At 65.9% G+C, this 12712-nt stretch carries 11 protein-coding genes; 4 read left to right on the forward strand and 7 right to left on the reverse strand.

What is annotated here, in order from left to right:
• Nucleotides 1-138: 138 nt before the first annotated feature.
• Nucleotides 139-1116: an alpha/beta hydrolase gene (locus AC3G2C_RS05455; RefSeq protein WP_488383599.1), complete on the reverse strand. Its 978-nt coding sequence runs from the start codon at nt 1114-1116 to the stop codon at nt 139-141.
• A 262-nt stretch (nt 1117-1378) separates the two neighbouring features.
• Here AC3G2C_RS05455 and pip point away from each other — a divergent pair, with 262 nt between their 5' ends.
• On the forward strand, nt 1379-2332 hold the full coding sequence (gene pip, locus AC3G2C_RS05460; protein ID WP_488383600.1) for a prolyl aminopeptidase: 954 nt from the start codon (nt 1379-1381) through the stop codon (nt 2330-2332).
• A 65-nt stretch (nt 2333-2397) separates the two neighbouring features.
• On the opposite strand, the gene AC3G2C_RS05465 is transcribed toward pip, so the two are convergent.
• A complete protein-coding gene (locus tag AC3G2C_RS05465; RefSeq protein ID WP_488383601.1) occupies nt 2398-4218 on the reverse strand; it encodes an FAD-binding oxidoreductase in 1821 nt (606 codons plus the stop codon).
• 187 nt (nt 4219-4405) lie between these two features.
• On the opposite strand from AC3G2C_RS05465, the gene AC3G2C_RS05470 reads away from it, so the two are divergent.
• On the forward strand, nt 4406-5107 hold the full coding sequence (locus AC3G2C_RS05470; RefSeq protein WP_488383602.1) for an SGNH/GDSL hydrolase family protein: 702 nt from the start codon (nt 4406-4408) through the stop codon (nt 5105-5107).
• Here AC3G2C_RS05470 and AC3G2C_RS05475 read toward each other — a convergent pair.
• The 3 genes from AC3G2C_RS05475 to dusB form a co-directional block, all read right to left on the reverse strand.
• Entirely contained in the window at nt 5101-5931 is an 831-nt protein-coding gene (locus tag AC3G2C_RS05475) for a methyltransferase domain-containing protein (RefSeq protein ID WP_488383603.1), read from the reverse strand. The genes AC3G2C_RS05470 and AC3G2C_RS05475 overlap by 7 nt on opposite strands.
• A gap of 56 nt (nt 5932-5987) precedes the next feature.
• The gene (locus tag AC3G2C_RS05480; protein ID WP_488383604.1) at nt 5988-6932 is read right to left on the reverse strand and encodes an alpha/beta hydrolase; all 945 of its coding nucleotides are present in this window, start codon (nt 6930-6932) and stop codon (nt 5988-5990) included.
• 77 nt (nt 6933-7009) lie between these two features.
• Nucleotides 7010-7996 carry a tRNA dihydrouridine synthase DusB gene (gene dusB, locus AC3G2C_RS05485; RefSeq protein ID WP_488383605.1) on the reverse strand — a complete coding sequence of 329 codons (987 nt, stop codon included), beginning with the start codon at nt 7994-7996 and terminating at the stop codon, nt 7010-7012.
• 95 nt (nt 7997-8091) lie between these two features.
• On the opposite strand from dusB, the gene AC3G2C_RS05490 reads away from it, so the two are divergent.
• A complete protein-coding gene (locus AC3G2C_RS05490; protein WP_488383606.1) occupies nt 8092-8670 on the forward strand; it encodes a flagellar basal body-associated protein FliL in 579 nt (192 codons plus the stop codon).
• A gap of 124 nt (nt 8671-8794) precedes the next feature.
• Here AC3G2C_RS05490 and AC3G2C_RS05495 read toward each other — a convergent pair whose 3' ends face one another.
• Nucleotides 8795-10054, reverse strand: coding sequence for a nucleoside permease (locus AC3G2C_RS05495; RefSeq protein ID WP_488383607.1), 1260 nt, complete (start codon nt 10052-10054; stop codon nt 8795-8797).
• Between the two features lie 220 nt (nt 10055-10274).
• Here AC3G2C_RS05495 and rhtC point away from each other — a divergent pair, with 220 nt between their 5' ends.
• Nucleotides 10275-10904, forward strand: a complete 630-nt coding sequence (gene rhtC, locus AC3G2C_RS05500; protein ID WP_488383608.1) for a threonine export protein RhtC — start codon at nt 10275-10277, stop codon at nt 10902-10904.
• 427 nt (nt 10905-11331) lie between these two features.
• Here rhtC and AC3G2C_RS05505 read toward each other — a convergent pair whose 3' ends face one another.
• Complete coding sequence (locus AC3G2C_RS05505; RefSeq protein ID WP_488383609.1) at nt 11332-12702, reverse strand: FAD-binding oxidoreductase; 1371 nt, start codon at nt 12700-12702, stop codon at nt 11332-11334.
• Nucleotides 12703-12712 lie beyond the last annotated feature (10 nt).

A 12712-nucleotide genomic window follows, 5' to 3' on the forward strand; every position in this document is an offset into this window, starting at 1 on the left:
ACGTCATGGAACGTAAGGCACGGGATGACCGGCCCTTCGACTGCTAAAAAACGCGCCCTGCTCTTGCCCCCTCTGCGGGGCGCGCCGGAATGACCAGCAACGCGTCACTCAACCAACCCCTATCAACCCGCCAACGCCTCAGTGCGCCGCCGGCAGCACGCCGATGGTGCGCATCCAGGTATCCGCCAGCGCCGGCCATTGAGTGATCGGGTTGGGGCCGGGGCGCACGCCGAATGCATGCCCGCCCTTGGCGTACAGGTGCATCTCGGTGGGGATGTCCGCCTGCTTGAGCGCGAGGAAATAGGAGAGCGATTCGCGCACATCGTCCACCGGGTCATCTTCCGCCTGGGCAATGAAAGTGGGCGGGCAGTCGCGCGCGATCTTCAGGCTCAGGCCAAGGCCCGGCTCCTTCCACAAGTGGCCGGGATAGAGTGCCATGGCGAAATCCGGGCGGCTGCTCTGCTGATCGGCCGCATCCACGGGGCGATAACTGCGCTGCGGATGATTGCTCACCTCCGCCACCATGTGGCCGCCGGCCGAAAAGCCGATCACGCCGATCTTGTGCGGATCGATGCCGAGCTTGTCGGCGCGCTGGCGCACCAGGCTGATGGTGCGCTGCGCGTCCTGCAGGGCCATGGGCGCGGTGGGCTGGCCGCGGCACTGGCATTCCTCCGACCAGTACGGGCCGCTGCCGGGCACGCGGTACTTGAGCAGCACGCAGGTCACGCCCTTGGCGGTGAACATGTCGCAGATCTCGGTGCCCTCCAGGTCGATCGCCAGGATGCGATAGCCGCCACCGGGGAACACCACAACGGCGGCCCCGGTATTGGCGCCCTTGGGTGGAAAAATGGTCATGGTCGGGCGTGCCACGTGCCCCACCACGGTGATGGGCTGGCCGATCTTGGGATCGTTTGTGCCGAACACTTCCGGCGCCGGGTTGATCGGTGCGGCGATGGCCAGGCCATCTGGCCAAATCGGCTCCTGCTGCGCGGGCGCGGGCGGTGCCCACGGGCGTTGCTGTGGGTGAGGCACGATGACCTCGCCCGTCGTACCAGCCACCACCATGCCACTCCACAGCGGTAAGGCCAACAACATGCATGCGATAGGCGTTTTCACGGCGTCGATCCCTGAGGCGCAATGGGGAGTCCGATACTAGCGATGCCACACCGGTGTGCTCGCCGCATGGGCGCTTACGGCGGTGATATCGCGGAATCTGCCGCGATTGCGCCCCGCTTTGCCCGCGTCGCCATCATCTCGACAGATGACTTGGCCGGGCCACACCGGGGCGGATCAAGTGTCACGCGCCAAAGCACAACCACCGCTACCGTTACTCGTGCACGCATGGGTATGCTCGCCCCCTTGCCAAGGGAGTGAACCAATGCGCGAGCTGTATCCCGAGATCGAGCCGTATCGCACATGGCGACTCGCTGTTGACGACATTCATGAGCTGCACGTGGAAGAGTGCGGCAACCCCCAAGGTTTGCCCGTGGTGTTCCTGCATGGCGGGCCAGGCGCGGGCGTGTCGCCGTATCACCGCCGCTTTTTCGATCCCGCGCGCTATCGCATCGTGCTGTTCGATCAGCGCGGTGCGGGCCAATCCACCCCGCATGCCGATCTGCGCAACAACACCACACAGCACCTCGTGGCCGACATCGAGGCCATTCGCGAACACCTGGGTATCGAGCGCTGGGTGGTGTTCGGTGGTTCCTGGGGTTCGACGCTTGCACTGGCCTATGCGCAGGCGCATCCCGAGCGCGCGCTTGGGCTGGTGTTGCGCGGTATCTTCCTTGCTCGCCCAGGCGAGCTGCGTTGGTTCAACCAGATCGATGGCGGAGCATCCTGGATTTTCCCGGAGCGTTGGGCACGCTACCTTGCGCACATTCCCCCGGCGGAGCACGACGACTTGGTGGAGGCCTACTGGCGCCGCCTGGACAGCGACGACCAAGCAGTGCGGCTGGCGGCAGCCATGGCGTGGGGCAACTGGGAAGGTGGCAGCACCACCTTGATTCACGATCCCGACGAACCAGGCAACTTCGACAACCCGCAAGTCGCCATTAGCGTGGCTCGTGCCGAAGTGCATTACTTCCGCCACGCCATGTTTCTCCAGCCCGACCAACTGTTGCGCGACATCGGCGCCATTCGCCACATCCCGGCCACTATCGTGCACGGCCGCTACGACATCATCTGCCCCGTCAAAAGCGCTTGCGACCTCGCGGCGACATGGCCCGAAGCGCAACTGCACATCGTGCTGGCCGGACACAGTGCCGCCGATCCGGCCATTGTCGATCGATTGGTTGAAGCCACGGATGCATTGGCGGATCGCTACGGGTAAACCCGTAGCGCATATGCATGCGGTGAATCCTCGTGGGCATTTTGAACAAGGGCCTCGGCGCGCACTCAGCGCGGCGTAAACCCATCGTCGCTCCAATGCTCGCTACCCACACCGTGGCGTACGAAGAACAGGCCATCGGGGTCGTAGCGATGCTTGGCGGCGGCCAGGCGCGCGTAGTTGGCGCCCCAGAACGAGGTTTGCCAATCGCGCTCGAAGTAGTTGCTCTCCGATACATACGAACCTGCGTGCGGTGCCACCTTGATCAGGCTGTCCATCGAGCGATCGATGGCGGCTGCTTCCTCGCGACCCTTGGTGACGTTGGGCTCGGCGCCAGGCATGCCGGGAAAGGCCGGGTCGCCTTCGCTGCCGGTAATGGCTAGCGCAAACGCATCCATGGCGCCCGGGTTCATGGCGGTGTCGCGTGAACGTGCAATGGCTTCCGGCGGGGCGCCGGCCAGGCCCTTGTTGAAGTGCAGCGAGAAACCCCAGTGGCGCGTGGCGGCAAACATGGCATCGGTGAGACCATCGATCTGTCGCGCGTCCAGCAGCGATTGCGGTAACCATGCAGAGCGGTAGCCGTAGATGAACTGGCCCACCTGACCTTCGTCGCCCGCCCACAGCACGTGATCGCGCGGTGCGCCGATGCGGCGGTCGGGCACGATCAGATCGGGCGCGTGCTCGCGGAAGAAATCCGCATCCCAGAAGTGGCGCGCGGGCAGGGCGAATACCTTGACCTGGTCGCGGATGTGCCAGTCCGAACGCGCATGCACGGCGGCCAGGAAAGGCGCCCACACCTGTTCGGCCTGCGCCTGGCTCAAGCCCTGGAACACCATCGACAAGCGCACGACGTTGTCGCGGCGAAACGTGATCTGCTCGCCCCAGTGCGGGTTGCACAACACATCGCGATAGAAGCGCATGGTGTGCGCGATCAGCGCGCGATACGCCTCGTCGGAGTCAGCCTGGATGGCGCCGAACACCGCGCCGAAGGTTTCCGGCAACTCATGCGTGCGCAGGGTGAGCCGCGTCACCACGCCCAGGCTGCCGCCGCCACCGCCCTTGATGCCCCAGAACAGTTCCGGGTCCTGGTGCGGGTTCACCACGCGCACCTTGCCATCGGCGGTAACCACTTCCGCCTCCAGCAAACCGCCGGAAGCCGTGCCGAAGTTCTTGGAGAAGCTGCCGAAGCCGCCGCTCTGCACCAGCCCGGCCACGCCCACGGTGTTGCAGCCGCCGCCCTGCACATAGCGCCCGCCGCGCGTGGTGACCGCGTTATACGCATCGACCCACATGGCGCCCGACTGCACGGAAACCGCGGGCAATGGCGTGCCCTTGCCCTCACCGCCCTGTGGCACGAAGGCATCGTGCAGGGCGATGGCGTTCATGTGGCGGGTCCACACCAGCAGGGAGTCGGGCGCGGCCGAGGTGCCCTGGTAACTGTGGCCGCCACCCTTCACCACCAGGCGCAGGTGATGCTGGCGGGCGAAGTTCACGGCGGCCACCACGTCCTGCGTGTTCTCGGCCGCCACGGCGTAGGCGCTGGGGTGCGAGGTCCAGGCATCCACCCAGCCGCTGGTTTGGGTGAGGGCGGGGTTGTCGCCCACGTAGTAGGGGTTCTTGATCTGCGCCAGCGCCTCCTGGCAAACCGCGTTCTGGGCCGAGCAGGCGTCGAAGGGCGAGCGCAGCGCCTGCAAGCGGCCGCCGACAGCATCCTTGAGCTGGTCCCATTGGGCGGTGCTGGGCCAACCCGGGTCGCCGGGGCGCACGCGCGCCCGCCGGCCTAGTCGGGTTGCCTTCGACACCGCGCCGGCACTCGCCAGGCCCGGCGACAGGGCCCAGGGCAACAGCGGCAAGGTAAGGGCGGTCTTGAGCAGGTCGCGACGTTGCATGGCGGGCTCTCGGCGGGGCGAAGGGCCCCACTGTGCGCCTTCTCCCGTGCCGAACAAGCGTGTTGTGATGAGTGGTGGTGCCGCTGGTACGAGTGGTGGGATAGCAGGGGCGGCCGTTGGCGATGCCGCCCCAGGCCGACATAATCGAAAACCCATCCCTGAACGACCCACCCGGCGGAGAGAGCGAATGAAGCGTCTGACCTGGCTGCTGTGCCTGTTGATGAGTCTGCTGGCTTCGGCCTGGCTGCACGCGGACGCCGCGCCATCCTCGCACTGGAAGCCGGATATTGACGCCTTCGTCGCCGCCGACCGGGCCCACGCGCCCGCGCCGGGCGGTGTGCTCTTCATCGGCAGCTCGTCGATTCATTTCTGGAGTTCGCTGGCGGCGGACTTCCCCGGCATCCCGGTGATCAACCGCGGCTTCGGCGGATCGGCGCTGCCGGACTCCACCTTTTATGCCGACCGCATCGTGTGGCCGTACAAGCCGCGCGTGATCGTGCTGTACGCCGGCGACAACGACATGGCCGAGGGCGCCAGCCCGGCGCAGGTGCTCGCCTCGTTCCAGGCCTTCGTGGCGCGTGCCCGCCGGGGCGTGCCCGGCGTGCCGGTGGTGTTCGTGTCGATCAAGCCTAGCCTGGCGCGCGTGGCGCTGTGGCCGCAGATGAAGCAGGCCAATGACCTCATCCGCGCCTGGGCCGCCACCCAGAAGGACGTGCGCTTCGTCGACATCGCCCCCGCCATGTTGGATGCGCAGGGCAAGCCGCGCGCGGAGCTGTTCCGCCCCGATGGCCTGCACATGTTGCCGGCCGGCTACGCGCTGTGGATCGCCGCGCTCAAGCCGGTGCTGGCGCAGTACGGCTTTGTCACCACAACCCCTGCCGCTCAGTAAACCAGCGCGCGCGCCTGCACAAAGGCGAAAAAGAACACCGCATTGGGGTCGTTGCGCACCGCCTGCAACTCTTGGCGCATGCCTTCGACCGTGGCGGGGTCCACCTTGCCGGTCGCTACCAACTGGTCGGCGGCCGACAGCAGCAACTCCTCCCAGAACTCGATCATCTGCTTGCGCTTGCCCGGGTGGCGGTTGTCCAGGTGAAAGCTCTTCACCTCGGTCTGCACGTCGCGGTAGCCGCCGGCCAGGAGCAGGTTGCCGAGCTTGGCGCCGATGAACGGATCGCCGCCGCTGTCGTACTGGTGGTCGTTGAAGGCCATCCAGTAGCGCAGCAAATGGGGTGAATACGGGTCCAGGAAAAACGAGCTGTTGAGCACTTCGGTGATGTACACCACCGCGCCGGGGCTGAGCACGCGGCGCAGTTCGCTCAGCACGCGTGCGGGGCTGGGCATGTGCTCCAGCACCCAGCACAGGTACGCCGCATCGAAACTGCGATCGGCGAACGGCAGGTCGGTGGCGTCCGCCAGTTGCAGCGTATAGCGCGCGCTGCACCACGCGGTGTCGGCCAGGTTGTGCTCCGCCGCATGCAGCTGTGCGGCCGAGCGATCCACGCCGGTGACATGCAGGTGGGGAAAGCGCCGCAGCAAAATCTCTGTCTGCGCGCCCACGCCGCAACCCACTTCGAGCAGGCGCGTCGCCTCGCTGTAGTCGATGTGACTGAACAGCGTGCTCTCGAACATGCGCGCCTGGCGCATCAGCCGCGATTGTTCTTCCGTCGAAAAACCGTGGATGTAAGGAAACTCACCGGTGACGATGCTGTTCATGGCTGCGGCCTCTGGCAGGGGCCAAAGGTTACGCCGCCCGGCGTGAAGGCTGCGGTTTAGCGCGGCGCAGCGTCGCTCATCGCCAGCGGGTGCGTGCCAGAGTGGGCGTTGGGATGGGCCTGGATAAAGTCGAGCACGTCTTCCAGCGTGGGCGCGGTTTCGTGCATCGGGCGCGATAGCGCCAACAGCACACCTTCGTGCCCCACACCGGGATAAAGCCGCAACGTGACGTCGCCGTGGTGCGCCTGCTCCGCCTGGTTCAGCGTTAGCGCGTTACTCGGCTCCACCTCGTGGTCGTCGATGCCTTGCAACAACAGCATGGGCGGCTCGTGGCCGCGCACGTGCGCCACGGGTTCGCCCTCGCGTTGTTGGGCGATGGTGTGGCCGAACACGGCGAGCATGTCCTTGTCGTCTGGCGCGATGGGCACGAATGCATAGCAACCGGCCAGGCCGATAAAGCCCGCCAGGTCGGTGGGCTCCAGGTGGTGAGCATCCAGCCAGCGCGGATCGGTGGCGAGCAGCGCGGCGATCTGGCCGCCGGCGGAGTGCCCCATCACGAACACATCGTCGGCTGCGCCGCCGAACTCGCGCGCGTGCTTGCGCGTCCATGCGACAGCAAGGGCAGCGTCGTCCATCAGCCCGGACAGCGGCACGTGTGGCACCTTGCGATAATCGGGAATCACCGCCACCACGCCGTGCGACGCCAGCGCCGTACCGACAAAGCGATACCACGCGCGCTCACCGCGCGCCCAGTCGCCGCCATAGAAAAACACCACCACAGGCGCATGCATGGCTTGCGCAGGGGCGTACACATCCAGCGCCAGGTCGTGCTCTTCGTCGAACACGATGTCGTGGGTTTGCGCCACGCCGCGATGGGTGTCCGTGGCATTGAGGCCCGCGAACAGCGCCGCCTGGCAGCCACTAAGCAACAGCGCTGCGCCAACCAGGCCGAGCAGCGACAGGCGCGAGGCGAGCGAACGTAGGGCGGATGCGTGTGGCAAGGGTGGAACCTAGGCGATCAAATGCGATGCTCTGCATGATGCCCCAGGGGGCTGCGCAAGGGTTTACGACACACGGCTTATGCCGCCAGGCGCGCGTCGCTGGCGAGCGCCTGGAAATACTCGCGGGTCAACTGCAACTGCTCGGTCGCGCTCTCCGCGCGATTCACCACGTGGCGAAACGCGGCGTTCTCGGGGCGATCCTTGGCGTACCAGCCCAGGTGCTTGCGCGCGATGCGCACGCCCTGCATTTCGCCGTAGAAGGCGTACAGCTGCTCCAGATGATGCAGCAGGATCTCGCTCACCTCGGCCGGCGTGGGTTCGGGCAGCGTTTCGCCGGTGGCGAGGTAATGCGTGATCTCGCGGAAAATCCACGGCCGGCCCTGCGCGCCGCGCCCAACCATCACCGCATCCGCGCCAGTGACATCGAGCACATGGCGCGCCTGCTGCGGGCTGGTGATGTCGCCGTTGGCCAGCACGGGGATGCGCACGCTGGCCTTCACCGCCGCGATGGTGTCGTACTCGGCCTCGCCTTCGTACTTGTCGGCGCGTGTGCGCCCGTGCACCGCGAGCGCGGCGATGCCGGCGTCCTCGGCGATGCGCGCGATGGTCAGCGCGTTCTTGTTGTCGCGATCCCAGCCGGTGCGGATCTTGAGCGTCACGGGCACGTCCACCGCATCCACCACGGCCTTCACGATGCGCGCCACCAGCGGCTCGTCCTGCAAGAGCGCCGAGCCGGACCACACGTTGCACACCTTCTTGGCCGGGCAACCCATGTTGATGTCCACGATCTGCGCGCCGTTGTCGGCGTTGTAGCGCGCCGCCTCGGCCAGCATGCCGGGGTCGTAGCCGGCGATCTGCACGCTCACCGGCTCGGGCTCGCCATCGTGATCCATGCGCCGCAGCGACTTGCGCGTGTGCCACAGGCGCGGGTCCGCGGTGGTCATTTCTGACACGGCCAAGCCCGCGCCCAGCCGTTTGCACAGCAGGCGGAAAGGCTTGTCGGTGACGCCGGCCATGGGCGCGAGCACCACGGGCGGGTCGATGCGGTAGGGGCCGATCTGCATCCGCCTATTGTAGCGGGCCGGCGGGGCAGGCCCAGGCTTGGCGGCGCGCGCGCCATCGGGCTAGTCTCGCCCCGTACGGGTAAGGGGCTATCCACATGTTTGTTCGCAAGTTTTTGCTGTTGCTGGTGTGTTCGCTGCCGGCACTGGCCTGGGCTCATCACGACGAAAAGGGCGGCAAGGGCTTGCGCGATGTCACCGTGCTGATCGTCCGCCACGCGGAAAAGCCGGAATCCGGCCCGGGGCTTAGCCCGCAGGGCGAGCAGCGCGCGGAGGCGTATGCGAGCTATTTCGACCCTTGGCGGGACGATCGCGAAACGCTCATGCCCCAGCGCCTTATCGCCACGCGCGACAGCAAGGAAAGCATTCGCCCGCGTCTCACCCTCACGCCGTTGTCCCAGCGCATCGGCCTGCCCATCGAGCAGCCCTTCGCGGACGAGCAGGTGGACGAACTGGCCCAGTCGTTGCGCAAGGACAACCACGCCGACATCGTGCTCATCGCCTGGCATCACGGCCATATCGACAAGCTCATCGATGCGCTGGGCGGCAAGGCCAGCCATATCATCGGCCGCAAGTCGTGGCCGGAAAACGTCTACGACTGGGTGGTGGTGCTGCACTTCGACCACCACGGCGCACTCGATACCAGCCGCAGCCGTGTGGTGGTCGAGCCGTTCTGACCGTCGCTGGCACCGCTTGCCAGCGCGGCGGGCGAGCAGCACCGAGCGGGCGCCAGGGTATCCACCCAAAGAAAGGGCCGCGTCGTTGCCGACGCGGCCCTTTGCGTTCTACCTGGCAGGCAACTCAGTGTGCCGGCACGCTTTTGAGCGCGGCCGGGTCGTGCTTGTGCTTGAACAGCACCATGAACAGCAGCGCCACCACCAGCGAGTAGATCGCGAAGGTGAGCCAGATGCCGTGCCAATCCTTGCTCTGATCGGGGTGGGTAAAGAACGCCTCGATGATCAGGCCGCTCAGCGAGCTGCCCAGCACTGCGCCAATACCGTTGGTCATCAGCATGAACAGGCCCTGCGCGCTCGCGCGGATGGAAGGGTCGCTCTGGCCCTCCACGAACAGCGAGCCGGAGATATTGAAGAAGTCGAACGCCATGCCATAGACGATGCACGACAGCACGATCATCCACAGGCCCGGGCCGGGGTCGCCGTAGGCGAACAGGCCAAAGCGCAGGGTCCAGGCCAGCATGCTGATGGTCATCACCGTCTTGATGCCGAAACGGCGCAAGAAGAACGGAATGGCCAGGATGAACAGCGTTTCGGAAATCTGCGAGATCGACATGATGATGGCCGGGTAGCGCACCGACATCAGGTCCTTGTACTCGTCCATCTTGGCGAAATCGTGCAGAAACGTATCGCCGTAGGCATTGGTGAGCTGCAATGCCGCACCCAGCAGCATCGCAAAGATGAAGAACACCGCCATGCGCGAATCGCGGAACAGCTTGAACGAAGTAAGGCCGAAGGTATCCAGCCACGACTGATTGGCCTTGCGCTGGAAGCGCGGCGGGCAGGCCGGCAGGGTGAACGCATACAGGCCCAGCAGCAGCGCCGCCCCCGAGGCCACGTAGAACTGGCCGGAGGACGTTTCCAGATGCAGCAGGCTCACCGTCCACAGCGCGGCGATAAAGCCCACCGTGCCCCACACGCGAATCGGCGGGTAATCCTTGATGATGTCCTTGCCGTCGCTCTTGAGCGCGTTGTACGCCACCGCAATGGAGAGCGAGATGGTGGGCATGTAGAACATCATGTTCACCAGCATCACCCAGAACATCAGGCCGGGCGATTGCACCGTCGGCACCAAGAACAGCACGACCGCGCCCAGGATATGGAACGCGCCATAGAGCTTCTCGGCGTTGATGTACTTGTCTGCGATCACGCCCGCAATGGAGGGCATGAACAGCGCGGCGATACCCATGGTCGAGAAGATCGCGCCGAACTGCGCACCCGACCACTGCTTGGTCTGGAACCAGTACGCGCCAATGGTGAGCAGCCACGACCCCCACACAAAGAATTGCAGGAAGTTCATCGCGATCAGGCGGAGTCGAAGGCACATCAGCGTCGTCGGTGTCGGGTCGGTCAAAGTCAGGTGGGGCACGCTAAAACCGCCAGGCCGGGCCTTACCGGGCCTGTCGCGGTGGGTCGGGTGATCCCCTGCAGAGGGCCGAGGGCGTCCCAAGGCCGTGCCAAAATAGCGGCAGACTAGAGGACCCATGCGGTGGCGACAAGCTGCGCCGCCGCGAATTTTTGCGTTTGCCGTGCCGAGGAGACCCCCATTGAGCCTTTTCTTGACCATCGCCGTGGTGCATCTGGTGGCCCTGTTGAGCCCCGGCCCGGACTTCTTCTTCGTGTCGCAAACCGCTGTGAGCCGTACGCGCCGCCAGGCTCTGTTCGGCGTGGTGGGCATCACCCTGGGCGTGGTGGTGTGGTCGGCGCTGGCGCTGGCCGGTCTGCAACTGCTGTTGCAACGGTTGGCCTGGCTGGAGCGCCTGATCAGTGTGGCCGGTGGCCTCTACCTGGCATGGATGGGCGTGAAAATGCTGCGCGGCGCCCTGAAGGCCCCCGCCACGGCTTCGGGTGAACCCAAGGCGGAGCTTCAGCAGAGCGACTGGGCCACCCTGCGCGCCGGCCTGCTCACCAACCTGTCCAACCCAAAGGTGGTGATCTATTTCGGCAGCGTGTTCTCTGCCTTTCTGGGCGACGGCGTGAGCGCCGGTGCGCGCTGGGGCCTGTGGAGCATGGTGGTGCTGGAAACCCTGCTGTGGTTCACCCTGGTGGCCGGCGTGTTCGCCCTGCCGGCTATGCGCCGCGGCTACCTCAAGCTCTCGCGCTGGATCGACGGCCTGGCTGGCGCGGTGTTCGTGGCCTTCGGCCTGCATCTGATTTTTTCGCCGCGCGCGGGGTAAGCCGGTTTCTGGCGCAGTCGGCTCGTAGTGCGGAGCAGGCAGGAGTTCGTCGGTGCCTCGGTGACCTTTTTTGCAGCTAGGGCGGCTAGGGAGGCGTGGGCTTCAAGGGGAAAGAAAAGTCAGGGGTGCCCAGCCTTGCGACGGTTGAATAGCGACTCTCGCTTTTTTGGAGGGCTACGAAGAGGCAAGGTCGATAGTCGCCAGGGATGGTGCGCGGCTGGCTTCGAGGTGCATGTCACCTCAACCTCAGCGACGCCTCACCCCTCAACGTCACCCACCCCTCACCGTCACCCACCCCTCACCGTCATCCCCGCGAAAGCGGGGATCCAGTGCCTTGGCTCCACACCGATTGCCCGACCATCAGCGGCGCGTCGTCAATCAGCGCGACACGCACACCCCGCCAGCGCCCAACAAAAAACGTCCTACCTCAAGGCAACAACTTACCCGGATTGAGAATGCCCTCCGGGTCGAACGCCGCCTTCACGTTACGCATCAAATGCAGCGTGGTCGGCGCGAGCGCTAGCGGCATGAACTCCTTCTTGACCAACCCAATGCCGTGCTCACCCGAGAGTGTGCCCTCCAGCGCAATCACCAACGCGAACACCTCGGCCAGGCAGGCGTGTGCGCGTTCGCGCTCGGCGTCGTCGCGCGGCAGCAGGTTCACGTGCAGGTTGCCGTTGCCGGCGTGGCCAAAGCTCACGATCAGCACATCGTGCTTTTTGGAGAGCGCTTTGATGCCATCCACCAACTCCGGCAGACGGCTCACCGGCACCACCACATCCTCATTGATCTTGTTGGGCGAAATAGTGCGCTGAGCGGGTGACAGCGCCTTGCGGGCAGACCATAGCGCGGCGGTTTCCTCCGCGGTTTCGGCCACCTTGAGGTCTTCCAGGCCATCGCCGCGTGCGGCGCGTGACACCGCCTCCACTGCGCTGGGCAGTGTGTCGGGCTCGCCATCCACCTCGATCATCAGCATGGCGCCGGCCACCGGCACGCTGTCACCACTGTGATCGCGCGCAAGCTTGAGCGCTACATCGTCAATGAACTCCAGCGCACATGGCGTTACCGGCTGCGCCATGATGCGCGCCACTGCGCGCGCCGCCGCACTCACGTCGCGATACGTAGCGCGCATGGTGCGCAAGCCGGAAGGTTTCGGCGTGAGCTTGAGCGTGGCCTCGGTGATGAGCGCCAGCGTGCCCTCCGAGCCGATCAGCAGGCGGGTGAGGTCGTAGCCCGTGGCGCCCTTGCTGGTGTACGTACCGCAGCGGAACCCTTCGCCCGTACCGGCCACCGCGCGCAGCCCCAGCGTGTTCTCGCGCGGGCTGCCGTATTTCACCGTGCGCGGCCCGGCGGAGTTGCAGGCGAGGTTGCCGCCGATGCTGCACCAGGGCGAGGAGGTCGGGTCCGGCGGCCAAAAGAAGCCGTGCGGTTTCAACGCCGCCTGCAGGTCGCCGTTCAACACGCCCGGCTCCACCACGGCCAGGCGGTTCTCCGGGTCGATGCGCACAATGCGGTTCATGCGCTCGAAACTCACCACCACACCACCGGCCACCGGCACCGTAGCGCCCGTGGTGTTGGTGCCGCGCCCACGGCCGATTACCGGCACGCGATGCGCGCGACACGCCTGCACCAGGGCTTCCACCTGGGCATGCTCGGTGGGAAACACCACCGCATCGGGCAAGGCGTTGCGGCGCGAGTTGTCATAGGCATACGCCAGGCGCTCGCCCATCTCGGTGGTCAGCGCCTGGGCGTCAAAATGCTCGCGCAGCGTGGCAAGCAGGGTATCGGGCAGGTTCATGCCCGCCAGT

Source organism: Frateuria sp. sgz306004, from assembly GCF_057750885.1.